Raw genomic sequence first — 25378 nt, forward strand, 5'->3', positions numbered from 1 at the left:
CCGAGGAGCGGCGGGACGTTAGCCTGCCCGTATGGCTGCTCCCGCCCCCTCGCCGCGCCCGCCCCGTGCCGAACTGCACGTCCATCTCGAAGGCACGCTCGAACCGGACCTGGCCTTCGAGCTGGCGGCCCGCAACGGCGTGCGGCTCCCGTATCCCGCCCCGGCGAGCCTGCGTGCGGCGTACCAGTTCGAGGACCTGCAGTCGTTCCTCGACCTGTACACGGCGGGCATGTCGGTGCTGCGCACCGAGGCCGACTTCGCCGACCTGACGGGCGCGTACCTGGCGCGGGCGGCGGGGGCGGGGGTGCGGCACGCCGAGATCAGCTTCGACCCGCAGGCGCACCTCGTGCGCGGAGTGTCCCTGGAGACCGTCGTGGGCGGCATCGCGCGCGTCGTGGAGCGCGGCGAGGCCGAGCACGGCGTCTCGACCCTGCTCGTGGCCGCGTTCCACCGCGATCGTGACAGCGCCGAGGCGCTCGACGTCCTGGAACGGCTGCTCGCGATGGGCGCACCGATCGTCGGCGTGGGTCTGGACAACGCGGAGGTCGGCTACCCGCCGGGCCTGTTCCAGGACGTCTACGCGCGTGCGGAGGAAGCCGGGCTGCGCCGCACCGCCCACGCGGGGGAGGAGGGGCCCGCCGAGAACATCCGGGACGCCCTGGACCTCCTGCACGCCGAGCGGATCGACCACGGCATCGCCGTCGTCGACGACCCGGAGCTCGTCGCTCGCGTCGTGGCGGAGCAGGTCCCGTTCACCGTGTGCCCCGTGTCCAACGTGCGGCTGCGCGCGGTCCCGAGCCTCGCCGAGCACCCGCTGCCCGCGATGGTCGAGGCGGGCATGCTCGTGAGCATCAACTCCGACGACCCGCCGTACTTCGGCGCGTACGTGGACGACGTCGACGACGCCGTCACCGCGGCCTACGGACTCACCAGGGACCAGCGGGCCGGACTCGCGGCCGCGTCGTTCCGCGGGTCGTTCCTCGCGCGAGACCGGGTGGACGGCTACCTGGCCGAGGTGGAGGCGTGGCGCACGGCCGGCGTCTGACCCGCCGCCCGAGAGCGTGCGCCGAGCCCTGGTCTCCCGGCGTTCAGCGGCCGAGCAGCGCGGGTCCTACCGTTCCGGCGGCCCGGTCGAAGGCGGCCGCGCGCTCCTGCTCGTCGCCGGGCAGCAGGCCGGCGAGCTCGAGCGAGACCAGGCCGTGGACCAGGCCCCACAGCCCGACCGCGGCGCTCAGCACGTGCTCGGGCGGCGCATCGCCGACCGTCCGGGCGACCGCGTCGTGCAGCACCCGGAAGGTCGGCCGCTCGATCGCGGACGCCGGATCCCCGGGCGCCGGCGCCACCGCGCGGTAGAACATCACGCGGTAGAAGTGCGGGTCTGCCAGGGCGAACCGCCGGTAGGCGCCGCCGAGGCCGCGGAGGTCCGCCACGGGGTCGTCGCTCTGCCCGACGGCGGCCAGGTGCTCGGCGAAGCGCCGGAACCCCTCGCCGCAGACCGCCTCGACCAGCGCCTCGCGCGAGCCGAACAGCGCGTAGACGGCGGAGGCGCTGGTCCCGGCGTCGGCAGCGACCTTCCGCACGGTGACGGCGCCCTCGCCGTCGGACGAGATCACCCGTGAGGTGACCTCGAGGAGCCGGGCGCGCAGGGCGTCGTCGTGCAGTCGTGGTCGAGCCATGGCGTGAGTCTAGAAGTCTTGACGAAGGTTTGCGAACGGTGTTTGATAACACTGTTACAGAATATCGTCGCATCGACGCAAGGAGGAAGTCGTGCTCGAGCTCTCGGATCCGGCCCGCATCACAGCGGGTGTCGTGCTTCTGACCGTGGTGGGGATCGAGTCGGGCGGGTTCTTCCTGCTCAAGGTCTTCGGCGGCAAGCTGGTCACCACCGACCTGCAGAAGAGCTTCTACCGGGCGGGTCACGCGCACGCCGGTGTGCTGGTGATCCTCGGTCTGCTCTGCGTGCTCCTGGCGGAGGCGACGAACCTGACGGGGTTCGCGCACTGGCTGGCGGCCACCGGCGTGCTGTGCGCGGCGATCCTGATGCCGGCCGGCTTCTTCTTCTCCGCGATGGGGGAGGGGCGCACGGCACCCAACCGCGCCGTCGTGCTGCTCCCGGCAGGGGCGGTGTTCCTGGCTGCCGGTGTGGTGACGCTGGCGGCCGGCCTGCTCCTGGGCTGAGCGCGGCGGCCAGGTCCAGGACACACCGCGAGGGGTCCTGGGCCCCGCCGTCGTCCCCGGTTACGGTGGCGACATCATGGCGACCCGCACGTCGGCCCGGCGAAGCTCCGGGAAGGGATCCGGGCAGGGCGCGAAGCGCCCCAGGCCCAAGGCCGCAGCGTCGAAATCGACCCAGCGTCGGGGGGCCGCTCGTCCGGCACCCAAGGCTGCGTCCGCGCCGTCCCGCCCACCGTGGCCGGTCCGCGCGCTGCGCGGGCTGTGGATGGGTATGGCGCACGCCGTGGGCGGCGCGACTCGTGCCGCCGGGCCCCGGACCGCGCAGGACGCGTCCGGGGGCACGCAGCAGGCAGAGCAGCAGGGAGGGCAGGAACTGGAACCGGACCACCGGCGCGACGGCGTCGGCTTCGCGCTCCTCGCGGTGGCGGTGATCGTCGCCGCGCGCGAGTGGTGGGGCATCGACGGACCCTTCGGCGACGGCGTGCACGCGGTGGTCGCCGGCACGTTCGGCGTGGCCGGCGTCGCGCTGCCCGTGCTGCTCGTCTGGCTCGCCTTCCGGGTCATGCGCCATCCGGAGCGCGCCCAGCAGAACGGTCGCGTGGCGATCGGGCTCAGCTTCCTGGTCGTCGCCACCTGCTCCCTCGTGCACATCAGCGCCGACCTCCCCTCGCCGGCGGAGGGCTTCACCCCGGTGCAGGACGCCGGGGGTGTGATCGGCTTCCTCTTCGCCACCCCCGTGGTCACCGGCCTGACGCAGTGGTTCGCGATCCCCTTGTACGTCCTGGCCGGGTTCTTCGGCGTCCTCATCGTCACGGCGACGCCCGTGCACCGGATCCCCGCACGGCTGCGCGGCCTGTACGACCGGCTCACCGGCAACCACAGCGAGCCCCAGGCCACGGACAAGGACGGACTGGCGCTCGCCGAGGGCGTCTCGGCGCACGACGGGGCGCCCACCGGTAAGCGCCGCAAGCGCCGCACCAAGCAGGAGATCGCCGCGGAGAAGGAGCGCCTGGCCGGGTTCGTGGGCGACGAGGCCTTCGAGAAGGCCGCGGAGGTCGAGGCCGCAGAGCGCGCCGCGAAGGCGGGCAAGCTCACCACCCAGCGCATCCCGACCAGCGAGTCGGCCGGCAAGGTCACCGGCGCTCCCGCCATCGGACCCGGCGTGCTCGGGCCGGACGGCGAGCGCGGCAAGGGCGACGGGCTGGGGCCGCCGCAGGGCAGCGAGCCGATGCCGCGCGGGGTGCAGCCCATGCTCGAGGGCGACACCGTCTACCTCCTGCCCGACGAGGACCTGCTGGTGCAGGGCCCGCCGCACAAGGCGCGGTCGGCCGCCAACGACCGGGTGGTCGAGTCGCTCACGGGAGTGTTCGAGCAGTTCGGCGTCGACGCCAAGGTCACCGGCTTCAGCCGCGGTCCGACGGTCACCCGGTACGAGGTCGAGGTGGGCGCCAAGACCAAGGTCGAGCGCATCACCTCACTGTCCAACAACATCGCGTACGCGGTGGCGAGCGCCGACGTGCGCATCCTCTCGCCCATCCCGGGCAAGTCCGCGATCGGTATCGAGATCCCGAACACCGACCGCGAGACCGTCGTGCTGGGCGACGTGCTGCGCTCCGGCGCCGCGCGCCGCACCGAGCACTCGATGGTGATGGGTGTCGGCAAGGACGTCGAGGGCGGCTACGTGGTCGCCAATCTCGCGAAGATGCCGCACATCCTCGTGGCGGGTGCCACCGGCGCCGGTAAGTCGAGCTTCATCAACTCGATGATCACCTCGATCCTGATGCGGGCCACGCCCGAGCAGGTGCGCCTGATCCTGGTGGACCCCAAGCGCGTCGAGCTCACGATCTACGAGGGCATCCCGCACCTGATCACCCCGATCATCACGAGCCCCAAGAAGGCGGCGGAGGCCCTCGACTGGGTCGTGCGCGAGATGGACTCGCGGTACGACGACCTGGCGCTGTTCGGCTTCAAGCACATCGACGACTTCAACACGGCGGTCCGGGCCGGCAAGGTCAAGCCGCCGGCGGGCTCCGAGCGCAAGATCGCGCCGTACCCGTACCTGCTCGTGGTCGTCGACGAGCTCGCCGACCTGATGATGGTCGCCCCGCGCGACGTCGAGGCGTCCATCCAGCGCATCACCCAGCTCGCGCGCGCAGCGGGCATCCACCTCGTGCTCGCGACGCAGCGTCCGTCCGTCGACGTCGTCACGGGGCTCATCAAGGCGAACGTGCCGTCGCGCCTCGCGTTCGCGACGTCGTCGGTCACGGACTCCCGCGTCGTGCTGGACCAGCCGGGGGCCGAGAAGCTCATCGGCCAGGGTGATGCGCTCTTCCTGCCCATGGGGGCCGCCAAGCCGATGCGTGTCCAGGGCGCGTGGGTCACCGAGTCCGAGGTCCACGAGGTCGTCGAGCACGTCAAGAGCCAGCTCAAGCCCGTGTACCGCGAGGACGTCGCCGCGCCCGCCGCGGCGAAGAAGCAGGTCGACGAGGACATCGGCGACGACCTCGACCTGCTGCTGCAGGCCACGGAGCTCGTCGTCACCACCCAGTTCGGCTCCACGTCCATGCTGCAGCGCAAGCTCCGTGTGGGCTTCGCCAAGGCGGGCCGCCTCATGGACCTGCTGGAGTCGCGCGAGATCGTGGGGCCCTCCGAGGGCTCCAAGGCCCGCGACGTGCTCGTGGTGGCCGACGAGCTGCCGTCGGCGCTCGCGCTCATCCGTGGTGAGCAGCCGCCGCAGGTCTACGACCAGGCGGAGCCCGAGCGTGGAGCGGACGACACCGCGCGTGCCGCCGCCGACCAGTACGCGGAGGGGACGGACGGGCACATGCCCCCCGTCGCCACGGACTACCACGACGACGCCGACGCGCTGCGCTGACCTGGCCCGTCCGGACGGGGGGTGAACCGCCGCTAGGCTGGAGCAATGGTCACCGACGCTCCGTCGCCCTGGAACATTGCGAACATCGTCACGATGATTCGCATCGCCATGGTCCCGTTCTTCGCCTGGGCGCTCCTCGTCGACGGCGGGGACGACCCGACGTGGCGTCTCGTGGCCACGGCGATCTTCGTGGTCGCGGCGGTGTCCGACAAGGTGGACGGCTACCTCGCCCGGTCGCGCGGGCTCATCACGGACCTGGGCAAGCTGCTCGACCCGATCGCCGACAAGCTGCTCATCGGCGCCGCGCTGGTCCTGCTGTGGATCCCGCTCGGCGAGCTGCCGTGGTGGATCCCGGTGGTGATCCTGGTGCGCGAGCTGGGGATCACGGTCATGCGCATGGGCATGCTCAAGTACGAGGTGATGCCGGCGTCGCGCGGCGGCAAGCTCAAGACGGTACTGCAGTCCGTCGCCATCGCGATGTTCCTGCTGCCGCGTGACGGCTTCGAGTGGTTCACGGTGCTCGCCTGGGTCGTGCTGCTGGCCGCGTTCGTCCTGACGGTCGTGACGGGCCTCGACTACGCGTACCAGGGCTGGAAGATCCGCCGCGACGCGCGTGCCGAGGCGTCCAGCCGATGACGGCGTCGCGCCTCCTGGCCGAGGCGGCCGTGCGGGGGTGGAGCATCGGAGTGGCCGAGTCGCTGACGGGCGGGCTCGTCACGGCGTCCCTCGTCGCGGTGCCCGGTGCGTCGAAAGTGCTGCGCGGCGGTGTGGTCGCCTATGCCACGGACCTGAAGGCGGAGCTGCTGGGCGTGGACGCCGACCTGCTCGCCGAGCGGGGCGCAGTCGACGAGGCGGTCGCCGCGCAGATGGCGGCGGGTGCCCGCAGGGTCACGGGGGCCGACGTCGGTCTGGCGACCACCGGGGTCGCGGGGCCGGATCCCCAGGACGGTCAAGGGCCGGGTGTGGTCTTCGTCGCAGTGAGCACGCCGGTAGCCTCCGAGGTGCACCGGCTGGACCTCGACGGCGAGCGGTCCCAGGTGATCGGTGACGCTGCCCGCGGCGTGCTCGAGCTGGCGTTCACGCTCGTCAGCGAGGCACTGGGTGAAAACCGCGACACACCCCCCACCGAATTTCGTGAAGTTACAGACATGTGAAACTTCTTGGCCTAATCTTGCACAGGGCTTGACGGGTGCGGGCTCCGGGAACAAGGCTCAGATCCACGACGTTGGTCCCGGTGTGATCATGAACAGGCCGACCACCCGGAGCCGGCGCAAGAACCCTTCGAGCACGGGGTACGGTAGAACGAACTCCGCGCACGGAGGGCGCACCACACGCAAGGCACGTCCGGTCCAGACAGGACAGGGCGCGAGTTCAGGGACAGGCACTGAAAGGGGGCGCGAGATGGTCGTACTACGGCGAGAAATCGGAGACGTGCTGCGTGACACGCGGCAGCGTCAGGGGCGCACCCTGCGCGAGGTTTCGTCGGCGGCGCGAGTGTCGCTGGGGTACCTCAGTGAGGTGGAGCGAGGGCAGAAGGAGGCGTCGTCCGAGCTTCTTGGCTCCATCTGCGAGGCGCTCGACGTGCCGCTGTCCTTGGTCCTGCGTGAGGTGAGCGACCGCGTGGCGGTGGCTGAAGGATTCCAGATCCCGGACACCATCCCGGCGGACTTCGTCGCCGGGCTCCTGGCCAGGGGAGGCGACCGGACCGCAGCGCGGCGAGAGGTCGCGCAGTCGGATCTGGCACCGGTCGGCTGAGCCGGCACATTCGAGGCGGAGTCGTGGTGCGGTAGCACCGCGGCGACGGACAACCAGGGCGGGACCCCCGATGCGGGGGTCCCGCCCTGGTTCTGTCTCCGGTGCTATCTCGAGCCGGGTGCCTGGCAGGTCGCGCACCAGAACACCGGACGCTCGTAGGGCTTCTCGTTCGCCGATCCGACGCTGATCGGCGTGCCGCAGCGGTGGCACGGGCGGCCCGCCCTGCCGTGCGCGTGCATCTCGACGGCGCCCAGGCCGCGGGCCCGTCCCACGGCGACGCTGCGCTCCATCAGCCGCCTTGCGGTGCGCAGGAGGTCGTGGGACTCCTCGTCGGTCAGCGCCCCGGCCTGCGCCCACGGGAACAGCCGACGCGCGAACAAGGACTCGGCCATCCAGATGGTCCCGATACCCGCGACGGTGCGCTGGTCCAGCAGGGCCGCGCAGAGCGGCCGGTCCGGCTCGCGGACGAGCCGCGCCGCGGCGTCGGACAGTCCCGCGGTGGGGAAGTCGGCACCCAGCACGTCGGGGCCCAGCCCGCTGAGGATGCGGTGCTCGTCGTGGGTGCGCAGCAGGTCGAGCATCCCGAGGTGCCACCCGGTGGCCGTCCAGGCGTCCGTGGCGAGCACGGCACGGATCGCGGGGTTGCGGGCCGAGGCGTCGCGCGAGCCCGTGCGGTGCACCTTCCAGAGCCCCTCCATGCGCAGGTGCGTGTGCAGGGTGCGCCCGTCGTCGAGCCGGGTCAGCAGGTGCTTGCCGTACGCGCTGGTCTCCAGGGCGGTGGTGCCGGTCAGGTTCGCGGCCCCGGCGCTGGGCCAGCGCAGTTCCGCACGGACGAGCGGCAGGCCGCGCAGCGCCGCGGTGAGGCGCTCGGCGGTGAGACGCAGAACATCGCCTTCTGGCACGTATGCTCCCCTCGTCGTGGGGTTTCAGCGTAGTGTGCGCCTCGCCGAGCGAGGCCGCACAACCGGCATATCACCCGTGCACGTGGACCTGCTTCAGGTTCGGCCGCGCGGGGCCTATGGGGGACAGCCCCCAGAGATCTGCTGGCGTAACCGGGGGAATACCGGATGGATTCTGAGCGCCCGCTCCAGGACTCTTATCTCATGACCGTCGCAGACGCTGACCTGGGGAGACATCCCGAATTGCCGCCAGTACCCGTAGACCCCCGCAGCGCGCGCACCGTCGGTTGGCTCGGCGCGACGGCCCTGCTCCCGATGGCCGCCGCGCACGTGGTGGGCGCGTCGGCCGTCGACCCCGTGCTCGACCCGATCAGCTGGTACGCGTTCGTGCCCGGCGGCGGCGAACTCATCCTGGCGGGCGGCCTGGTCATGGCCCTGCTCGGCCTGATCCTCACGGTGCGGATGTATCGCGCCGGGCTGGCCGTCGGGCCGGTCCCCGCCGTCGCGATGATCCTCTTCGCCGTCGCGATGGTTCTGGTCGGTGCGTTCCCGACCGACCCGCCCGGCACCGCGGTGACCCTGTCCGCGACGATCCATCGGGTCAGCGCGGCAGCGGCGTTCTGCGTGCTCCCGGTCGTGGGCCTGAGCCTGGAGCGGTCGATCCCGCAGCCCCGGTCCGCGCTCCCACGCGGCCTGCGGACGGCGGCGATCGCCCTGGGCGTGGTGGTCGGCCTGTTCCTCGTGGTGCACCTGTCGTTGGTCTTCCTCGCCGACTCCGGGATCATGGCCTTCGGCCTGATCGAGCGCGTCGGCTTCGTGATCATGATCGGCTACCTCTTCCTCCTCGCGGCGACCATCGACCGTGAGGGGCTCGGCACGGAGCCCCTGACGGCGGTGATCGGCGGGCAGGAGATGGCCGAGATCGAGCCGGCCCTCGCGCTCAGCGGACCGCGATCCGCAGACCTCGTGGGGTGACCGCGAAACCCGCCTCCACGAGCGCGCGCGCCACCGGATGGTGCCGTGCCGCCTCCAGGGCGGGTACGCCGTCGACGCGCTGGACCACCAGCCGGCCCAGCCGGTCCTCGCGGACCGCGCGGGCCAGCGCCGCGGCGGCGACCGCGAGCCGCGCGGGGTTCTGGGTGAACGACAGCACCGTGCGCCCACCCCGCTCCACGAACAGCGCGAGATCACCGTGGGTGAGCACCACGACGGCACCGGCCTTGCGGCCCGGCCGGTGCGCGGTAGCGGCCCTGGTCCCCGGGCCTCTGCCCGACGTCGGTTCCCCGTCCTGGTCACCCGCGACGACTATGGACGGCGTCCCGTCCCCTCCGCGGCCAGGTACACCGTTGCCGTCGACCGGGCGGTCGGTGCCAGGGCCGGCCGGCCAGGCGAGCGCCGCCCCGTACGGGTTGGCGGGGTCCATCGCGGCGAGCACCACGGTGGCGCTCGTGGCGCTCGTGGCGCTCGTGGCGGAGCCGGCCGCCACGGCGGCCGTCCGTTCGGCGGCCTCCAGCTCAGCCTCGACCACGCGGGCGCGGTCCTGCGCGTCGACCCGCAGCCGGTCGACGGCACCCGGCAGCGCGAACTGCGAGCCGCCCAGGTGCTCGACGAAGTACCCCCGCCGTACCGCGCCACGTTCCTCCAGGCCGGACAGCACCCGGTACACGTCGCGGTAGCCGGCGCCGACGCCCTCGGCTCCCGCGCCGGACCTGGTGAGCACGCCGTGTCGTTCGAGCAGCACCTGGGTCAGCGCGTGGGCCCGCACAGTGGGGTCGGCCTCGCGCGCGGGCAGCGCCGCCCAGCGGCCCCCGCCGCCCGGGACGGTCGACCCGGCGCGGAGCGCCGACGCGGGGCGCCCCGGCGACACCGCGAACCGTGAGCGCCGCACCGGCCGGGCGCGTGCGGCGGTCCGTGGCGCACGATGGGCGCCCCCGCCACTGACCCGCTCGCGCAGGGCGCCGAGCCCGTCGTTGGTGACGTGCCCGGCCCAGACCAGGTCCCACAGCACCTCGAGCACCGCCTGCGGCTCCGCACCGGTGAGCTCGGCGACCCGCGCCAGGAAGAAGCCACCGGAACCGGTCAGCAGTTCCAGGACTGCCCGGTGCAGGTCGGAGTCGAGCGGGCTCCCCTCCTCGACCGGTTCCGGCGGGGGAAGGGTGAGCCCGGCGCCGTCGGCCAGGTGGAGCGAGACCAGGCCGTCGCCGCCGCCCGACCCGGGCAGCCGCGAGTGGCCGGCCCACAGGACCTCGCCGGCGACCGTCAGCTCGTCCAGCAGGGCGGGGGAGTAGGCGGTCACCCGCGCGGGCAGCACCAGGGACTCCAGGGCCGACGCGGGGACCGCCGCACCGGCGAGCTGCTCGATCGCCTGCACGAGCCCGTCCGCGCCGCGCAGCAGCCCCGTGGAGACGTTCTGCCAGCGGGGCAGGAAGACCCCGAGGGCCTCCTGCTCGACGGGCTCGACCTCGGAGCGCAGCACCGCCAGCGAACGTCGCCGCAGCAGGCGCAGCACCCCGGGATCGCACCACTCGTCGCCCGTGCCGCCGAGCGGGCCGGGTCGCAGGCTGCCGCGCGCGAGCACGCCGTCGGCCTCCAGGCGGGCCAGCCCGTGCGCGACGACCGCCACACCGAGCCCGAACCGCTGAGCGACCGTCGGCGCGCCGAACGGGCCGTGCGTACGGGCGTGGCGGCGCAGCAGGTCGCCCAGCGGGTCCGGCACGGGCTCCGTGAACGTCTCGGGGATACCCACCGGCAGCGCCACACCGAGGGCGTCGCGCAGCCGGCCGGCATCCTCGGCGACCGCCCACTGCTCCTGGCCGGCGAACCGGACCCGGATGACGCGGCGGGTCGCCTCCAGCTCGTCGAGCCAGTGCCCGACGGCGTGCCGGGCCTCGTCGCGGGTACGTGCCTCCAGGGCGGCGAGCGGGTGCGGCCCGGTGCGGCGCAGGAGGTCCCACAGGCCCTCGGCGTCACGGGCCTGCCGGTCCGGTGCGAGGCCGGCCAGCTCGGCCTCGGTCCGTTCGACGGCCCCCGGGTCCAGGAGGTCCGCCAGGTCCGCCGTGCCCTGGTCGCCCAGCAGCTCGGCGAGGAGCTCCGGGTCGAGGGAGAGGGCCGCCGCGCGGCGCTCGGCCAGCGGCGCGTCGCCGTCGTACAGGAACTGCGCCGTGTAGCCGAACAGGAGCGACTGGGCGAACGGGGACGGCGTCGGGGTCGTGACCTCGACGACGCGCACGCCGCCCCCGACGATCTCCCGCATGAGGTCGGCCAGCGCCGCGACGTCGAAGTCGTCCTGCAGGCACTCCCGCGCGGCCTCCAGCACGATGGGGAAATCCGGGAACTGGCTGGCCACCTCCAGCAGCTGGGCGGACCGCTGCCGCTGCTGCCACAGGGGCTGCCGCTTGTCCGGCCGGCGCCGAGGGAGCAGCAGGGCCCGCGCCGCCGCCTCCCGGAACCGCGCGGCGAACATCACGGACGAGCCCAGCTCGTCCCGCACGGCGCCGAGCACCTCGTCCGGGTCGAGCAGCAGGTCGTCGAGGGCGACCTGGCCGGGGGTGTGCTGCGCCTGCTGGGTGGCCTCCCGGCCGGTGTCCCGGCCGGTGTCCGCGCCGACCTCCCACGGGTCGCCCTCCCAGCCCCCGCCGGAGTCGGGCAGCCGCAGCACGATCCCGTCGTCCGAGTGCATCGCTGCCACGTCGAGGCCGAAGCGGGCCCGCAGCCGAGCGGCGATCACCAGGGCCCACGGCGCGTGCACGCGCGCGCCGAGCGGCGAGTGGATCACCACGCGCCAGTCGCCCAGCTCGTCGCGGAACCGCTCCACGACGACCGTGCGGTCGTCCGGCACGCGGCCGGTGCCCAGCCGCTGCTCGCTGAGGTAGGCGGCCAGGTTGTCCGCGGCCCAGGCGTCGAGCCCGCCGTCGCGCAGGTGCTTGCGCCCGGCCTCGGGGTCGGCCGCCAGGGCGGCGTCGGCCTCCCGCACGAACGCGCCGACCGCACGCCCGAGCTCGGCCGGGCGGCCCGGGGCGTCGCCCTTCCAGAAGGGCAGCCGTCCGGGCAGGCCGGGGGCGGGGGTGACCAGCACCCGGTCGGTGGTGATCTCCTGGATGCGCCACGTGCTCGACCCGAGCGTGAACGTGTCGCCGACCCTGGACTCGTAGACCATCTCCTCGTCGAGCTCGCCGACCCGCTTGCCGCCGCGCGTGCGGGCCGTGCCACCGGTCACGGCATCGGTGAGGGCGTCGCCCGGCGTGTCCCCGGTGGCCCCGTCGTTCGCCAGGAACACGCCGTAGGCGCCCTTGTCCGGGATGGTGCCGCCGCTCGTGGCGGCCAGGCGCAACGCTCCGGGCCTGCCCCGCAGCATGCCCGTCGCGCGGTCCCAGGTGATGCGGGCACGCAGCTCCGCGAAGTCCTCGCTGGGGTACCGGCCGGCGAGCATGTCGAGCACTGCGCGCCACGTCGCGTCGCCGAGGTGCGCGAAGGGCGCGGCGCGCCGCACGAGGGCGAGCAGCTCGTCCTCGGCCCAGTCGTCGACGGCGAGGGCCGCGACCACCTGCTGCGCCAGGACGTCGAGCGGGTTGGCCGGCACGTGCATGTGCTCGATCTCGCCGGCTCGCATGCGCTGCGCGATGACGGTGGCCGGGACCAGGTCGCCGCGGAACATCGGGAACACCACGCCCTTGGACACCGCGCCGACCTGGTGGCCGGCCCGGCCGATGCGCTGCAGGCCGCTGGCTACCGACGGCGGTGCGCCGACCTGGACCACCAGGTCCACCGCACCCATGTCGATACCGAGCTCCAGGGACGACGTGGCGACCACGGCGGGCAGCCGGCCCTCCTTGAGCTCCGTCTCCGTACGGGTGCGTTCCGCACGGCTCATCGACCCGTGGTGGGCCCGCGCCAGGAGCGTCTCGTCCTGGCCGGTGTCCCGGCCGGGCACGGCCTCGGGCAGTCCGCGCTGTCCGGGGGCCGGCCGAGGGAGGCCTGCGCTGGTCCCCGACTGCCCTGGCACCAGTGCGGCCCACGTGCTGGCCGGGTCGGCGACGTCAAGGCCCTGGCGCTGCGCCCATACCTCGTTCATGCGGGCGGTCAGGCGTTCGGCGCCCCGCCGGTTGTTGGTGAAGACGATGGTCGAGGTGTGGTCGGCCACGAGGTCGACCACCCGCTCCTCGACGTGCGGCCAGACCGACGCCCGGCGCAGCGGGCGCGTGGCCTCGCCCGAGAGGTCGATCTCGTCGTCGCCGGTGCCGTCCGGTGGTGCCGCGCCGTCGGACGGGCCGGTCGCAGGGGCGCTGTCGAGGTCGGCGAGATCAGGGACGGGCACGACGACGTCGATGGCCCACTCCTTGTGGGAAGGCGGCTGCACGACGGCGACCTCGCGTGCCGATCCGCCGGAGCGCCCGCCGCCGAGGAAGCCGGAGACCGCCTCGACCGGGCGGACCGTCGCCGACAGGCCGATGCGCTGCGCCGGGCGGTCGAGCAGCGCGTCCAGCCGTTCGAGGCTCAGGGCGAGATGCGCACCACGCTTGGTGCCCGCCACGGCATGGATCTCGTCGAGCACCACCGTCTCGACGCCGGCGAGACCGGCGCGGGCCGACGAGGTGAGGATGAGGAACAGGGACTCCGGCGTGGTGACGAGGATGTCCGGAGGCCGGGTGGCGAACGAGCGCCGCTCGCTCGCCGGAGTGTCCCCGGTGCGCATGCCGACCGTGACGTCCGGCACCGAGATGCCGTCCCGTGCCGCGGCCTGCCGGATGCCGGTGAGGGGGGAGCGCAGGTTGCGCTGCACGTCGGCCGCGAGGGCCTTGAGGGGCGACACGTACAGCACCCGGCAGCGGTGGGACCGCTCCTCGGGCGGGGGTGCCGACATGATCCGGTCGATCGACCAGAGGAACGCCGCGAGCGTCTTGCCCGACCCGGTCGGCGCGACCACGAGCGCGTGCTGGTCGCGCGCCACGGCGTCCCACGCGCCGGCCTGGGCGGCGGTGGGCTGCGCGAACGCTCCCGTGAACCACGTGCGGGTGGCGGGTCCGAACCGGGAGAGCGGGTCGTCGGGCGTCGGCATGGACCCATTCTGTCCCCGACCACTGACACCGGCCGGTTCTCGGGGCCCGCTCCCGGCGACGTAGGGTTGCCGGGTGCGCGAACGGGATTTCTGGCAGCTGGTCGACGAGGTCTTCGGCCCCGCCTACGGGCGGGCGCTCGCGCGTGAGCAGGTGCTGCCCGCGCTGGACGGCCGGACCCCCGCGGCCGCGCTCGACGACGGTGACGAGCCGCGCGACGTGTGGCACGCGCTGTGCGACGCGCTGGACGTACCCGACGCCGAGCGGTGGGGCAAGGACAAGTACCGGCAGGCGCCGCCTCCCCGGCGCTGAGCGGGCTCGGTGCCAGGGCCGGCGAGATGTCCCGCGACACGCCGATGTGTCGTGCCTTGCCTCGAACAGGCGTTCGGCTAGACTCTGACCACAGGCACGGATTTCGGAACGTCGTCCACAGGCGGCGGCCGGAGAAGGCGTTCGTGTCAGTGGCTCCGCGTACGGTCGGCAACGACGTACCGAGCCATCCATACCGGCGCACAGAGCGCCCCGAAACCGAAGGTGTTGCACATGCCCGCACCAGCAGATCGCGACAAGGCCCTCGAAGCGGCCCTCGCTCAGATCGACCGCAGCTTTGGCAAGGGCTCGGTCATGCGCCTCGGCGACGAGACGCGTGCGCCCATCGAGGTGATCCCGACCGGCGCGATCGCCCTCGACGTGGCGCTCGGCATCGGCGGCCTGCCCCGGGGCCGCGTCGTCGAGGTATACGGACCCGAGTCCTCGGGCAAGACGACCATCGCGCTGCACGCGGTGGCCAGTGCGCAGCGCCAGGGTGGCATCGCGGCGTTCATCGACGCCGAGCACGCGCTGGACCCGGACTACGCGAAGAAGCTCGGTGTCGACACCGACGCCCTCCTGGTCTCGCAGCCGGACACGGGCGAGCAGGCGCTGGAGATCACGGACATGCTGATCCGCTCGGGTGCGCTCGACATCATCGTGATCGACTCCGTCGCCGCGCTGACGCCCAAGGCCGAGATCGAGGGCGAGATGGGCGACAGCCACGTCGGCCTGCAGGCGCGCCTCATGTCGCAGGCCCTGCGCAAGATCACCGGCGCGCTCAGCTCGTCGGGGACCACGGCGATCTTCATCAACCAGCTCCGCGAGAAGATCGGTGTGTTCTTCGGCTCGCCCGAGACCACCACCGGTGGCAAGGCGCTGAAGTTCTACGCGTCGATCCGCCTCGACATCCGCCGCATCGAGACCCTCAAGGAGGGCACCGACGCGGTCGGTAACCGCACCCGGGTCAAGGTCGTCAAGAACAAGATGGCCCCGCCGTTCAAGCAGGCGGAGTTCGACATCCTGTACGGGCAGGGCATCTCCCGCGAGGGCGGCCTCATCGACATGGGCGTGGAGCACGGCTTCGTGCGCAAGTCGGGCTCGTGGTTCACCTACGAGGGTGACCAGCTCGGTCAGGGCAAGGAGAACGCACGGTCGTTCCTGCGGGACAACCCCGACCTCGCCAACGACATCGAGAAGCGCGTCAAGGAGAAGCTGGGCGTGGGCCCCAAGGTCGATGCGCCGGCCGACGGCGGTGCGGCGGCGACAAGCCCGGCAGCCACGGACACGACCCCGGCGACGGGCACCGTGGCCGCAGCGAGCTCGTCGTCTCGGACGACCGCTACGGCCAAGGCCACGAAGTCGACCAGCACCCGGTCGAAGGCCACCAAGCCGGCTGCTTCGAAGACCGCGGAGAAGGCGGAGGCGGCCGCCGAGAAGGCGCCGTTCTGACGTGCAGTACGGTGATCCAGCGGATGGTCCCGGCGTGGGGAAGCGTCGGGGCCGTCCGGCTGCCCGCGATGATGGCCGGGCGAACGGTGGTGGCCGTCGCGGCGGCGCCGACCGGGCACCCCGCCAGACGGTCGCGGAGCGCCTCGAATCGGGTCAGATCAGTCGGGACGAGGCCGTCGAGAAGGCTCGCGAGGTAGTTCTGCGGATCCTCACGGCGGCGCAGCGTTCCCGCCGCGAGCTCGAGCAGTCGCTGGCCCGTAAGGGCTACCCGGAGGACGTCGTCGTGCAGGTGCTCGACCGGTTCGACGAGGTGGGCCTGGTCGACGACGCGACCTACGCCGAGACCATCGTCCGCACCCGGCACGCCGAGCGAGGCCTGGCCCGCCGCGGCATCGCGGCAGAGCTGCGCCGGCGCGGCATCGACGAGGACACGGCCACGGTGGCCCTGGACCAGCTCGACTCCGACGACGAGCGGGTCGCCGGCGCGAAATTGGCCACCAAGCTCGTCACCCGCACGCGCAGTCTCGACCGGCAGGTGCGGGTCCGTCGCGCTGTCGGCTCGCTCGCACGGAAGGGCTACGCGCCCGGGCTGGCGTTCGAGCTGGTCCGTGACGCGCTCGCAGCGGAGGGCGAGGAGACGGACGACCTCGGCTACGCGGAGGACTGAGGCGGACGCAGGCGTCGGCAAAAGGTCAGGTGGTCGGTAGCCCGAGCTACCGACCACCTGACCTTCTTACCGATCACGCTACGTCCGCGCCCGGTCAGGCGGGGCCACCTGCTCCGACGGGACCGCCCGCGCCGCCGGCCACCACCGTGGGGTTGCCGATGCCGGGGCCTTCGTCGGTGAGGCCCGACGTGCGGCTGGACAGGAGCCTGGACAGCCGGTGCGCCACGACGGTGAGCGCCCAGTTGATCAGGATGAACACCACGGCAACGAGGATGAGGACCTGCAGCGGGTTCCCGTCGCCCGACGACACGATCTGACCGCTCCGGAGCAGCTCGTTGGAGCCGATGATCGACCCGAGCGCGGAGTCCTTCAGCACCACGACGACCTGCGAGACCAGGGCGGGCAGCATGGCCACGAGAGCCTGGGGAAGCTGGACGGACCTGAGTGTCTGGCCTTCGGTCAGGCCGATCGCGAGGCCGGCCTCACCCTGCCCCTTGGGCAGGTTGCCCACACCGGACCGCACGAGCTCGGCGATGACCGAGCCGTTGTACAGGATGAGTGCGACGACGACGGCGACGAACGCCTTGTCCGACACACCCGGCAGGACGACGCCGAACAGCCCGTAGAAGAACACCATCATGAGCAGCACGGGCACGGCGCGCAGGAACTCGACCACCACGCCGCAGACCCAGCGCACGGGCGCGAGCTGCGAGAGGCGGCCCATGCCGAAGACGAGTCCGAAGGCGATGGACCCGACGATCGCGAACGCGGCGGCCCGCAGGGTGTTCACCAGGCCAGGGACCAGGTAGTACTGCCACGTGCGGGCCGAGAGCGCAGGCTCCCACAGGTCCGAGGACAGCTGCCCCTTGGCGTCGAGCTGCAGCAGGACCCAGGCGACCAGGCCGATCGCGAGCAGGGCGCCCAGCACGTTCCAGGAACGGATCCAGGCCCGTGAGCGCGGTCCGGGGGCATCGAAGAGGACGGAGGTGCTCATCGCTTCACCGCCAGGCGCTGGGACATCCAGGTGGTCAGGAGGCCGATGGGGATCACCAGGATCACGTAGCCGATGGCGAACAACCCGAAGATCTCCCATCGATAGTTGGCATTGAACTCGATCATCGTCTTCATCGTGGAGGCGGTCTCCCAGGAGACGCTGGCGGCCGCGGCGACCGTCGAGTTCTTGAGCAGGGCGATGAGCGTGTTGCCCAGCGGGGCTATGGCACCGCGGAACGCCTGCGGCAGGATGATCAGCCGGGCGGCGGGCAGGAACGACAGGCCGATCGCGCGCGCTGCCTCCGCCTGCCCCAGGGGCACGGTGTTCACACCCGAGCGGATGGCCTCGCACACGAAGGCGGCGTGGTAGACCGCCAGGCCGACGACGGCGAGACGGAAGAAGTTCGCGTTGAAGTCAGCGGCCAGGCTGACCTGGAGCTGGGTCCAGACGGCCAGGACCAGGAAGGTCATGATGATCGTCAACGGGGTGTTGCGGAAGACGTTCACGTACGCGGCGCCGGCCCACTGCAGCGAGGCAACGGGGGAGATCCGCATCAGCGCGAGCACGGTGCCGATCACCAGGGCGAACAACGCGCCCCAGAACGTCAGCTGGATGTTGGTCCAGAACGCCCCGAGCACGTCGTACTGCTCCAGGAGCGCGCCGAGCCCGGACAGATAGTCGTTCACGGGTCACCTTTCGGGTGAGGCGCTGCCCCTGAGGGCCCGCCCCGGTCGGTCAGGTCGCGGACGGCAGGAGTGCCGTCCCCGCAGCGAACGGGATCGCGCCGGTCAGGCCGGACGCGATCCCGCGTGCACTGCGATGAGGACGTCAGGCGCAGGCGTCCGGCGTCGGCGGGTTGAGGTCCGCGTTCGGGGTGTAGTCGGCGCCCTCGGTGTTGGCGGCCACTGCCTCTTCCCACGCGCCCTCTTCGATCATCTTGGTGATCGCCTCGTTGATCGGCTCGCACTGGTCGGAGCCCTTGGGGAGGCCGACGCCGTAGTTCTCCTCGGAGAACGGGTTGCCGACGACCTTGAGGTTGCCGTCACCGTTCGCCGCGGCGAGACCCGCGAGGATGATGTCGTCCGTGGTCACCGCGTCGACCTGACCGGCAGACAGGGCAGTGACGCACTCGGCGTAGCCGGGACGCTCCAGCAGCTGGACACCCTCGGCGTAGTCGGTCTTGATCTTCTCGGCCGAGGTCGAGCCGGTGACCGAGCAGAGGTTCTTGCCCTCCAGGTCCTCCGGGCCGGTGATGTCGGTGTTGTCGGCCGCGACCAGGAGGTCCTGGCCCGCGACGAAGTACGGGCCGGCGAAGTCGATGACTTCCTTGCGGTCGTCCGTGATCGAGTACGTCGCGAAGATCATGTCGACGTCGCCGTTCTGCAGCATGCTCTCGCGGTTGGCGGAGGGCGTCTCGCGGAACGTGATCTGGTCCTCGCTGTAGCCGAGCTCCTGCGCGACGTAGCGGGCGACGTCGACGTCGAACCCGGTGAACTCCGCGCCGTCCTGCAGGCCGAGGCCCGGCTGGTCGTACTTGATGCCGATCGTGATGCCGCCGCCGTCCTCGGTCGCGCCGCCTTCCGGCTCGCCGCCGACCTCTGCGCTGCCGCAGGCCGACAGCACGAGAGCAGACGCTGCCGCCGTCGCCAGCAGCCCCATGGTGTGCTTACGCATGATTCCCCTTCGGGTAAGTGCGGGATCCGGTCCGGATCCCTTGACTGGGATCAACCACTGGAAGATCAGTGAGTGAGGATCTTGGAGAGGAAGTCGCGGGCCCGCTCGCTCTTGGGTGCCGTGAAGAACTCCTCGGGGGCAGCCTCCTCGACGATCTGACCGTCCGCCATGAAGACCACGCGGTCGGCGGCCTTGCGGGCGAAGCCCATCTCGTGGGTCACGACGATCATCGTCATGCCCTCGTGGGCGAGCGCCACCATGGCGTCGAGCACCTCGTTGACCATCTCCGGGTCGAGGGCCGACGTCGGCTCGTCGAAGAGCATCACCTTGGGCTGCATCGCCAGGGCGCGCGCGATCGCGACGCGCTGCTGCTGGCCACCGGACAGCTGCGCGGGCATCTTGCCCGCCTGGTTACCGACCCCGACGCGATCGAGCAGCTTGCGAGCCTGCTCCTCCGCGGCCTGCTTGCTCATCCCGCGGACCTTGCGCGGGCCGAGCGTCACGTTGTCGAGCACCGTCTTGTGCGCGAACAGGTTGAACGACTGGAAGACCATGCCGACCTCGGCACGGAGCTGCGCGAGGGCCTTGCCCTCCTCGGGCAGGGTCTTGCCGTCGACGGCGATGCTGCCGTCGTCGATGGTCTCGAGGCGGTTGATGGCACGGCACAGGGTGGACTTGCCTGAGCCCGAGGGGCCGATCACGACCAGCACCTCACCCTTGCGGACGGTCAGGTCGATGTCCTGCAGCACGTGCAGCGGGCCGAAGTGCTTGTTGACGTGCTTCAGCTCGACGAGGGGTGCGCCGAGGGCGTCCTCCGGCATCGGAGCGTCCGCGGTGTCGTCGGCCGCCGGCTGGCCGGTGGTCGAGGTGCTCTGGTCCATCCCTTGAACCTAACGATCCGATGTTTCCTGAGCCAAGTCGACAAGTCACGGCGACACAACGGTTCGGTAACAGATGTCCGCAATGAGGGGCGGCGCCGCCGTTCTGCGCGACTCGACAGGGGCCGTAAAATCGACTCGATGTCCACGACCGCCCTCACCCCAGTCCTGCCCTCCGCCGCCGCGCCGGAGCAGCCGCCGCGCACCTACATGGTGCGCACCCTGGGCTGCCAGATGAACGTCCACGACTCCGAGCACATGGCGGGCATGCTCGAGGAAGCCGGCTACCAGCGGGCGTCCAGCCAGGACGAGGCGGCCAACGCCGCGGACGTCGTGGTGATCAACACCTGCGCCGTCCGCGAGAACGCCGCGAACAAGCTGTACGGGAACCTGGGCCAGCTCGCCAGCATCAAGGCGGCGCGGCCGGGCATGCAGATCGCCGTCGGCGGCTGCCTGGCGCAGAAGGACCGCGGCGACATCGTGGCGAAGGCGCCGTGGGTCGACGTCGTCTTCGGCACGCACAACCTCGACGCCCTGCCGGTGCTCCTGGAGCGCGCCCGGCACAACGAGGCGGCCCAGGTGGAGATCGCCGAGTCCCTGCAGGTCTTCCCGTCCACGCTGCCGACCAAGCGCGAGTCCGTCTACGCCGGCTGGGTCAGCATCTCCGTGGGCTGCAACAACACGTGCACCTTCTGCATCGTGCCGCACCTGCGTGGCAAGGAGCGCGACCGGCGCCCGGGCGAGATCCTCGCCGAGGTGGAGGCGCTCGTCGCCGCCGGGGCCATCGAGGTGACGCTGCTGGGGCAGAACGTGAACAGCTACGGCGTCGAGTTCGGTGACCGCGGCGCGTTCGCCAAGCTCCTGCGCGCGTGCGGCCGGATCGAGGGCCTGGAGCGGGTGCGGTTCACCTCCCCGCACCCCGCCGCGTTCACCGATGACGTCATCGCCGCCATGGCCGAGACCCCGAACGTGATGCCGCAGCTGCACATGCCGCTGCAGTCCGGCTCCGACCGGATCCTGCGCGCGATGCGTCGTTCCTACCGCTCCGAGAAGTTCCTGGGCATCCTCGACCGCGTGCGGGCCGCGATGCCCGACGCCTCGATCACCACCGACATCATCGTCGGCTTCCCCGGCGAGACCGAGGAGGACTTCGCCGAGACGCTGCGCGTCGTCGAGGCATCCCGGTTCAGCTCGGCGTTCAGCTTCCAGTACTCGCCCCGCCCGGGTACGCCCGCCGCGACCATGGCCGACCAGCTGCCCAAGGCAGTGGTGCAGGAGCGCTTCGAGCGCCTGCTGGCGCTGCAGGAGCGGATCGGCGCGGAGGAGGCGCAACGGCAGGTGGGTCGCACGCTCGAGGTCCTGGTCGCCGAAGGGTCCGGCAAGAAGGACGGTGCCATGCACCGCCTCTCGGGGCGCGCGGAGGACAACCGTCTGGTGCACTTCGGCCTGCCCCGCCCGTCGGCCGGCCCGGACGACGGCGCGCTCGACCTCACGGGCGCCCCGGTGAGCCTCGACGACCCACGCCTGTCCGCCGTCGTGCCCGACGGCCTGCCGCGGCCCGGCGACGTGGTGACCGCGACCGTCACGAAGGCCGCCCCGCACCACCTGATCGCCGACCCCGTGGCCACCGGACCGCTCGTGGTGCGGCGCACCCGCTCGGGCGACGCCTGGGCCGAGCGCGAGAAGGTGCGCCTCGGCGGCGGTGAGGACACGCACTCCCACGGCACACCGGCTCCTTCGGGGCCGGTGTCGCTGGGTCTGCCGACCCTCCGCCACGCCTGACCCGCTCGGTCGTGGGCGGGATCGCCCACGACCACGCGGCGCGCGCTACTTCTCCGGGGCGCCCGGTTCTGCGTCCGACGGCGGGGCCAGCGACGCCACCGTCGAGAAGAACTGGCTGGCCGTGACCAGCCCGCAGGACACCGTCTGGGCCAGCTGGTCCTCGGTGGCGCCGTGCTCGAAGTCCACGGAGACCTCGGCGTACAGAGCGAGCCCCGCCGCCTCCTCACGCGTGTAGACCTTGGGCCAGATGCGCTCACGGTTCCAGTCGTTGGCGGCCTGCAGCACGGCGAGCCGCGCGCCGGCGGGCAGCGTGCCCGCCCAGCGGCCGCGCACCTGCAGGATCTCGGCGTGCTCGCCGAGCAGCAGGAACCAGAAGCGGTTGCCGTCCCAGGTGCCGGTGACGTCGCCGTCGTCGTCGATGCGGAACCGGTAGCCGCGGCGCGAGAGGTCATCGCCCACGCGCTGGGTGGTCAGCGGACGAGGCTTCTCGATCTGGACGCCCGCGATCGTCCGGGTCTGCGTGCCGGAGGAGCGCCGCGCCGCCGGCGGGCGCGGATTCAGGAGCCGCGCGAGCCAGCGGCCGGCGCCGCCTCCACCGAGAGCCGGGCTCATGGCGCCGACCTCAGGGGATCGGGGAACGTCTCGTCCAGGTGCTCGAAGAACATGGAGCCCGTGGTCAGCCCGCACTGCAGGAGCTGGTCGAGCTGGTCCTCGGTGACGCCGTGCTCCAGGTCGACCGTGACCTCGGTGTACACGAGCACGGCGCCGTTGTCCCGGACCCGGACGTACGTCTTGGGCCAGATGCGCTCGGCGTTCCACTCGTTGCAGAGCTCCAGGATCTCCTCGAGCCGCTCGATGGTGAGGTCGCGGTGCCACTGTCCGCGTACCTGGAGCACCTCGGAGCTCTCGCCCACCATCAGGAAGTAGAAGAGCCAGCCGTGCCACAGCCCGCCGACATCGCCCTCCGAGTCCACGAAGTAGCTGAACCCGTTCTCGCCCAGCCACTCGACCACACGATCGCGCGTGAGCGGCTCAGGCAGCGAAGAAGGATCGTCGAGACCACCGGTCAGCTCCCGAAGCAGAACGCCTTCGACCTGTGCCCGCAGCTCGTCGTCGTCGAGTTCCTTGGGCTCGGGCTGTTGCGGGCCGGTGGCCGCACGGTCGCCGTCGCCCGCCGTGTTACGGCGTCGTGACCCGAAGAACCTCACCTGACCACAGTACCTGCCCGACCCCGTCCCCCGCTGCGTCCATCGCGGGAGAAAGGGGGTGGAATCTCCCCGGAACGGCCAGAGACCGGGCCTCCTGCTACTTTCAGGGATCGTGCGCGCCGTGATCCTGCCTGCGACCCCCCTACTGGTCCCCGGGGTCGCCCCTGGCCTGCGGACCGACCCGCTCGCGGCCGTCCGCGACGCGGTGGCCCGCGCCCTGGCCGAGCTCACCGCGGGCGGCGTGCTGCCCCTGGTCCTGGCGCACGGCCCGGCCCTCCGGCACGGGCTCCTGCGCCCCTCCCTCACCGGCTCCGGCATCGGCGACCGCTGGCTGCCCGGCGCGGCCGGCCTCTGGGCCGACCCTACGCGCCCGGCCGCCGGCACCGGTGCCTCCGTGGCGCTGCTGGCGCTCGCGGACGTCCTGGGCGGGCGCGCCGCCGAGATCGAGACGCTGGAGGTTCCGCCGGGCGCCGAGACGCTGGAGGGCGACCCGTTGGACCTGCTGCGCCACGCGGACGGGGTCGTGGTCGCCGGCGGGGGAGCGCCCGGCGGACAGGACAGCGGCCCGGACGCCCTCACCGGCGGGATCCGCGCGGCGCTCCGGGCGGCGGGCGCGGGCGCGTGGACGGCGGACGTCCAGGTGTTCGAGCAGGCGGGCGACCACCTCCCGCCCGCGTACCAGGTGACCAGGCTGACCGACCGTAGGATCGCCGTGTGATAGTCGTCGCCGTCGTGGGGCCCACCGCCACCGGAAAGTCGGACCTCGCGCTCGACCTCGCGCAGGCCCTCGGCCACGCGGAGATCGTCAACGCCGACGCCTTCCAGCTCTACCGGGGCATGGACGTCGGCACGGCGAAGGTGCCGCCCGCCGAGCGGCGCGGGATCCCGCACCACCAGCTCGACGTGCTCGACCCCGTGCAGGACGCCTCCGTGGCGCGCTACCAGGAGTCGGGACGCGCTGACCTGGACGCCATCACCCAGCGAGGTGGGCGGGCCGTCGTGGCCGGCGGGTCGGGGCTGTACGTACGGGCCCTGCTCGACGCCATGGACTTTCCCGGAACCGACCCCGAGATCCGCTCGCGGCTCGAGGCCCGCGCCGAGGCGGAGGGCCGCCGCGCCCTGCACGCCGAACTGTCACGGCTGGACCCGCAGGCCGCGACCAGCATCGGCCCGCACAACACGCGCCGCATCGTCCGCGCCCTGGAGGTCATCGAGCTCACCGGGCGCCCGTACACCGCCAACCTGCCCCGGCAGGAGTACGTGCGGCCCGCCGTGCAGATCGGCCTGGACTGCTCCCGCGAGGTGCTGGACGCCCGTGTCGCCGCACGCGTCGACCGCATGTGGGCCACGGGCCTCGTGGACGAGGTGCGCGCCCTCGCGAGCCCCGAGCAGGGCGGCACCGGGACCGGCCTCGGCGTCACCGCCTCCCGCGCCGTCGGCTACGCGGAGGTGCTCGCCTGGTGGCGCGGCGAGAGCACCGAGGCGGAGGCCCGGGAGGCCGTCACCGCGAACACCCGGCGGCTGGCGCGCAAGCAGATGGGCTGGTTCGGGCGCGACCCGCGGGTGCACTGGTTGGACGCGTCCTCGCCCGACCTGCTCTCCGACGCCCTCGCGGTGGTCGCGGGGGCCGACGCGGGGACGCTGCCGGTTGCGGGGACCGAACCCGTGCGCCGTAGCCTGGGATCATGACGCAGCCCGCGACGAGCCCCGTGCCCTCCGCCCCGACGCCCGGCACCCTCACGTTCACCAAGGGGCACGGCACGCAGAACGACTTCGTGCTGATCGCGGACCCCGAGGGCGTGCTCGAGCTCGCACCCCAGGACGTCCGCAGGCTCGCCGACCGCCGCGGCGGCATCGGCGGCGACGGCGTGATCCGGCTCGCCCCGACCGCGGCGCTCGCCCGTGCCGGCGAGCCGTCCGCCCAGGCCGCCCTGGCCACCGACCCGACCGCCGAGTGGTTCATGGACTACCGCAACGCCGACGGCTCGGTCGCCGAGATGTGCGGCAACGGCGTGCGCGTCTTCGCGGCCTTCGCCGAGCAGGAAGGGCTCGCCGACCTGTCCGCCGGATCCCTCAGCCTCGGCACCCGCGGCGGCGTCAAGCACGTGACCAAGGAGCCCGGCGGCTGGTACGCGGTCGACATGGGCCCGTGGTTCCTGCCCGGCGGTGACGCCGCGGTGGCCGACGGGTACGACGCGGCGGTGGCGGTCCACGGCTGGACCGCGCCCCGCCCCGCCCTGAGCGTCGACCTCGGCAACCCGCACACCGTGGTCGCCCTCGCGAGCCCCGACGAGCTCGAGTCGCTCGAGCTCCACCACGCCCCAGAGGTCGCGCCCGTGCCGCCGCACGGCACCAACGTCGAGCTCGTGGTCCCGCTCGGCGAGGAGGACGGTCCCGACGGACTCGTCGGCCGCCTGCGGATGCGCGTGCACGAGCGCGGCGTGGGCGAGACGCCGTCGTGCGGCACGGGGGCCTGCGCCGCGGCGCTCGCGGTCCGTACCTGGCAGGGCGGGGCGTCCGGCGACGGGGCCCCCGACACGTGGATCGTCGAGGTGCCCGGCGGTGAGGTGCGGGTGCGGGTGCTCCCCGGCGGCACGGTCGAGCTCGCGGGCCCGGCCGAGCTGGTCTACTCGGGTCAGGTCACCCTCTAGGGTCGG

At 72.6% G+C, this 25378-nt stretch carries 23 protein-coding genes; 14 read left to right on the plus strand and 9 right to left on the minus strand.

The genetic code is table 11. The features are described from left to right. Nucleotides 1-31 precede the first annotated feature (31 nt). A complete protein-coding gene (gene add, locus ACYVK7_RS23360) occupies nucleotides 32-1045 on the plus strand; it encodes an adenosine deaminase (protein WP_460890121.1) in 1014 nt (337 codons plus the stop codon). Nucleotides 1046-1088: 43 nt separating this feature from the next. Here add and ACYVK7_RS23365 read toward each other — a convergent pair whose 3' ends face one another. Then, nucleotides 1089-1676, minus strand: a complete 588-nt coding sequence (locus tag ACYVK7_RS23365) for a TetR/AcrR family transcriptional regulator (RefSeq protein WP_460890122.1) — start codon at nucleotides 1674-1676, stop codon at nucleotides 1089-1091. Between the two features lie 91 nt (nucleotides 1677-1767). Between ACYVK7_RS23365 and ACYVK7_RS23370 the strand changes: the two genes are divergently transcribed. From ACYVK7_RS23370 to ACYVK7_RS23390, 5 genes are all read left to right on the plus strand, one after another. Further along, a complete protein-coding gene (locus ACYVK7_RS23370; protein ID WP_460890123.1) occupies nucleotides 1768-2178 on the plus strand; it encodes a hypothetical protein in 411 nt (136 codons plus the stop codon). Between the two features lie 268 nt (nucleotides 2179-2446). Next, entirely contained in the window at nucleotides 2447-5050 is a 2604-nt protein-coding gene (locus ACYVK7_RS23375; RefSeq protein ID WP_460890124.1) for an FtsK/SpoIIIE family DNA translocase, read from the plus strand. A 45-nt stretch (nucleotides 5051-5095) separates the two neighbouring features. Beyond that, nucleotides 5096-5686: a CDP-diacylglycerol--glycerol-3-phosphate 3-phosphatidyltransferase gene (pgsA, locus tag ACYVK7_RS23380; protein ID WP_460890125.1), complete on the plus strand. Its 591-nt coding sequence runs from the start codon at nucleotides 5096-5098 to the stop codon at nucleotides 5684-5686. Next, nucleotides 5683-6204 (plus strand): CinA family protein, encoded by a 522-nt coding sequence (locus tag ACYVK7_RS23385; RefSeq protein ID WP_460890126.1) that lies wholly within the window; start codon nucleotides 5683-5685, stop codon nucleotides 6202-6204. Before pgsA ends, ACYVK7_RS23385 begins: the two co-directional genes overlap by 4 nt. A 247-nt stretch (nucleotides 6205-6451) precedes the next feature. Continuing rightward, a complete protein-coding gene (locus ACYVK7_RS23390; RefSeq protein WP_116674556.1) occupies nucleotides 6452-6805 on the plus strand; it encodes a helix-turn-helix domain-containing protein in 354 nt (117 codons plus the stop codon). Nucleotides 6806-6909: 104 nt separating this feature from the next. Here ACYVK7_RS23390 and ACYVK7_RS23395 read toward each other — a convergent pair whose 3' ends face one another. Then, nucleotides 6910-7707 (minus strand): DNA-formamidopyrimidine glycosylase family protein, encoded by a 798-nt coding sequence (locus ACYVK7_RS23395; RefSeq protein WP_460890127.1) that lies wholly within the window; start codon nucleotides 7705-7707, stop codon nucleotides 6910-6912. A 201-nt stretch (nucleotides 7708-7908) separates the two neighbouring features. On the opposite strand from ACYVK7_RS23395, the gene ACYVK7_RS23400 reads away from it, so the two are divergent. Further along, on the plus strand, nucleotides 7909-8679 hold the full coding sequence (locus tag ACYVK7_RS23400; RefSeq protein WP_460890128.1) for a DUF998 domain-containing protein: 771 nt from the start codon (nucleotides 7909-7911) through the stop codon (nucleotides 8677-8679). On the opposite strand, the gene ACYVK7_RS23405 is transcribed toward ACYVK7_RS23400, so the two are convergent. Beyond that, complete coding sequence (locus ACYVK7_RS23405; protein WP_460890129.1) at nucleotides 8645-13759, minus strand: DEAD/DEAH box helicase; 5115 nt, start codon at nucleotides 13757-13759, stop codon at nucleotides 8645-8647. The genes ACYVK7_RS23400 and ACYVK7_RS23405 overlap by 35 nt on opposite strands. Before the next feature lie 73 nt (nucleotides 13760-13832). Between ACYVK7_RS23405 and ACYVK7_RS23410 the strand changes: the two genes are divergently transcribed. The 3 genes from ACYVK7_RS23410 (at nucleotide 13833) to ACYVK7_RS23420 (ending at nucleotide 16185) form a co-directional block, all read left to right on the plus strand. After that, nucleotides 13833-14069, plus strand: coding sequence for a DUF3046 domain-containing protein (locus ACYVK7_RS23410; RefSeq protein ID WP_460890130.1), 237 nt, complete (start codon nucleotides 13833-13835; stop codon nucleotides 14067-14069). A 231-nt stretch (nucleotides 14070-14300) separates the two neighbouring features. Next, on the plus strand, nucleotides 14301-15518 hold the full coding sequence (recA, locus tag ACYVK7_RS23415) for a recombinase RecA (protein ID WP_460890131.1): 1218 nt from the start codon (nucleotides 14301-14303) through the stop codon (nucleotides 15516-15518). A gap of 34 nt (nucleotides 15519-15552) precedes the next feature. Beyond that, nucleotides 15553-16185 carry a regulatory protein RecX gene (locus ACYVK7_RS23420; protein WP_460890132.1) on the plus strand — a complete coding sequence of 211 codons (633 nt, stop codon included), beginning with the start codon at nucleotides 15553-15555 and terminating at the stop codon, nucleotides 16183-16185. Nucleotides 16186-16279: 94 nt separating this feature from the next. On the opposite strand, the gene ACYVK7_RS23425 is transcribed toward ACYVK7_RS23420, so the two are convergent. The 4 genes from ACYVK7_RS23425 to ACYVK7_RS23440 all read right to left on the minus strand — a co-directional run bounded on the left by ACYVK7_RS23425 (nucleotide 16280) and on the right by ACYVK7_RS23440 (nucleotide 19674). Continuing rightward, the gene (locus ACYVK7_RS23425) at nucleotides 16280-17179 is read right to left on the minus strand and encodes an amino acid ABC transporter permease (protein WP_460890133.1); all 900 of its coding nucleotides are present in this window, start codon (nucleotides 17177-17179) and stop codon (nucleotides 16280-16282) included. Continuing rightward, nucleotides 17176-17865 carry an amino acid ABC transporter permease gene (locus ACYVK7_RS23430; protein WP_460890134.1) on the minus strand — a complete coding sequence of 230 codons (690 nt, stop codon included), beginning with the start codon at nucleotides 17863-17865 and terminating at the stop codon, nucleotides 17176-17178. Before ACYVK7_RS23430 ends, ACYVK7_RS23425 begins: the two co-directional genes overlap by 4 nt. A 142-nt stretch (nucleotides 17866-18007) precedes the next feature. After that, on the minus strand, nucleotides 18008-18853 hold the full coding sequence (locus tag ACYVK7_RS23435) for a glutamate ABC transporter substrate-binding protein (protein WP_460890135.1): 846 nt from the start codon (nucleotides 18851-18853) through the stop codon (nucleotides 18008-18010). A gap of 65 nt (nucleotides 18854-18918) precedes the next feature. Continuing rightward, entirely contained in the window at nucleotides 18919-19674 is a 756-nt protein-coding gene (locus tag ACYVK7_RS23440; RefSeq protein WP_460890278.1) for an amino acid ABC transporter ATP-binding protein, read from the minus strand. A 198-nt stretch (nucleotides 19675-19872) separates the two neighbouring features. Here ACYVK7_RS23440 and miaB point away from each other — a divergent pair, with 198 nt between their 5' ends. Next, the gene (gene miaB, locus ACYVK7_RS23445; RefSeq protein WP_460890136.1) at nucleotides 19873-21513 is read left to right on the plus strand and encodes a tRNA (N6-isopentenyl adenosine(37)-C2)-methylthiotransferase MiaB; all 1641 of its coding nucleotides are present in this window, start codon (nucleotides 19873-19875) and stop codon (nucleotides 21511-21513) included. Nucleotides 21514-21558: 45 nt separating this feature from the next. Here the strand turns inward: miaB and ACYVK7_RS23450 are convergent, their stop codons facing one another. Together ACYVK7_RS23450 and ACYVK7_RS23455 are read right to left on the minus strand one after the other, a co-directional pair. Next, the gene (locus ACYVK7_RS23450; protein WP_460890137.1) at nucleotides 21559-22125 is read right to left on the minus strand and encodes a type III secretion system chaperone family protein; all 567 of its coding nucleotides are present in this window, start codon (nucleotides 22123-22125) and stop codon (nucleotides 21559-21561) included. Beyond that, nucleotides 22122-22721, minus strand: coding sequence for a type III secretion system chaperone family protein (locus ACYVK7_RS23455; protein ID WP_357463199.1), 600 nt, complete (start codon nucleotides 22719-22721; stop codon nucleotides 22122-22124). Before ACYVK7_RS23455 ends, ACYVK7_RS23450 begins: the two co-directional genes overlap by 4 nt. 121 nt (nucleotides 22722-22842) lie before the next feature. Here ACYVK7_RS23455 and ACYVK7_RS23460 point away from each other — a divergent pair, with 121 nt between their 5' ends. The 3 genes from ACYVK7_RS23460 to dapF are packed head-to-tail and all read left to right on the plus strand — an operon-like array spanning nucleotide 22843 to nucleotide 25372. Beyond that, nucleotides 22843-23439, plus strand: coding sequence for a hypothetical protein (locus ACYVK7_RS23460; protein WP_460890138.1), 597 nt, complete (start codon nucleotides 22843-22845; stop codon nucleotides 23437-23439). After that, nucleotides 23436-24410 (plus strand): tRNA (adenosine(37)-N6)-dimethylallyltransferase MiaA, encoded by a 975-nt coding sequence (miaA, locus tag ACYVK7_RS23465; RefSeq protein ID WP_460890139.1) that lies wholly within the window; start codon nucleotides 23436-23438, stop codon nucleotides 24408-24410. Before ACYVK7_RS23460 ends, miaA begins: the two co-directional genes overlap by 4 nt. Next, complete coding sequence (gene dapF, locus ACYVK7_RS23470) at nucleotides 24407-25372, plus strand: diaminopimelate epimerase (RefSeq protein WP_460890140.1); 966 nt, start codon at nucleotides 24407-24409, stop codon at nucleotides 25370-25372. Before miaA ends, dapF begins: the two co-directional genes overlap by 4 nt. Nucleotides 25373-25378 lie beyond the last annotated feature (6 nt).

This window comes from Promicromonospora xylanilytica, from assembly GCF_054782895.1.

What these genes read in the sequence shown, in the direction of transcription:
- add (WP_460890121.1), top strand. Translation starts at nt 32, where the DNA reads ATGGCTGCTCCCGCCCCCTCGCCGCGCCCGCCCCGTGCCGAACTGCAC.
- ACYVK7_RS23365 (WP_460890122.1), bottom strand. Translation starts at nt 1,676, where the DNA reads ATGGCTCGACCACGACTGCACGACGACGCCCTGCGCGCCCGGCTCCTC.
- ACYVK7_RS23375 (WP_460890124.1), top strand. Translation starts at nt 2,447, where the DNA reads ATGGCGCACGCCGTGGGCGGCGCGACTCGTGCCGCCGGGCCCCGGACC.
- pgsA (WP_460890125.1), top strand. Translation starts at nt 5,096, where the DNA reads ATGGTCACCGACGCTCCGTCGCCCTGGAACATTGCGAACATCGTCACG.
- ACYVK7_RS23385 (WP_460890126.1), top strand. Translation starts at nt 5,683, where the DNA reads ATGACGGCGTCGCGCCTCCTGGCCGAGGCGGCCGTGCGGGGGTGGAGC.
- ACYVK7_RS23390 (WP_116674556.1), top strand. Translation starts at nt 6,452, where the DNA reads ATGGTCGTACTACGGCGAGAAATCGGAGACGTGCTGCGTGACACGCGG.
- ACYVK7_RS23400 (WP_460890128.1), top strand. Translation starts at nt 7,909, where the DNA reads ATGACCGTCGCAGACGCTGACCTGGGGAGACATCCCGAATTGCCGCCA.
- ACYVK7_RS23405 (WP_460890129.1), bottom strand. Translation starts at nt 13,759, where the DNA reads ATGCCGACGCCCGACGACCCGCTCTCCCGGTTCGGACCCGCCACCCGC.
- recA (WP_460890131.1), top strand. Translation starts at nt 14,301, where the DNA reads ATGCCCGCACCAGCAGATCGCGACAAGGCCCTCGAAGCGGCCCTCGCT.
- ACYVK7_RS23425 (WP_460890133.1), bottom strand. Translation starts at nt 17,179, where the DNA reads ATGAGCACCTCCGTCCTCTTCGATGCCCCCGGACCGCGCTCACGGGCC.
- ACYVK7_RS23435 (WP_460890135.1), bottom strand. Translation starts at nt 18,853, where the DNA reads ATGCGTAAGCACACCATGGGGCTGCTGGCGACGGCGGCAGCGTCTGCT.
- ACYVK7_RS23440 (WP_460890278.1), bottom strand. Translation starts at nt 19,674, where the DNA reads ATGCCGGAGGACGCCCTCGGCGCACCCCTCGTCGAGCTGAAGCACGTC.
- miaB (WP_460890136.1), top strand. Translation starts at nt 19,873, where the DNA reads ATGTCCACGACCGCCCTCACCCCAGTCCTGCCCTCCGCCGCCGCGCCG.
- ACYVK7_RS23450 (WP_460890137.1), bottom strand. Translation starts at nt 22,125, where the DNA reads ATGAGCCCGGCTCTCGGTGGAGGCGGCGCCGGCCGCTGGCTCGCGCGG.
- dapF (WP_460890140.1), top strand. Translation starts at nt 24,407, where the DNA reads ATGACGCAGCCCGCGACGAGCCCCGTGCCCTCCGCCCCGACGCCCGGC.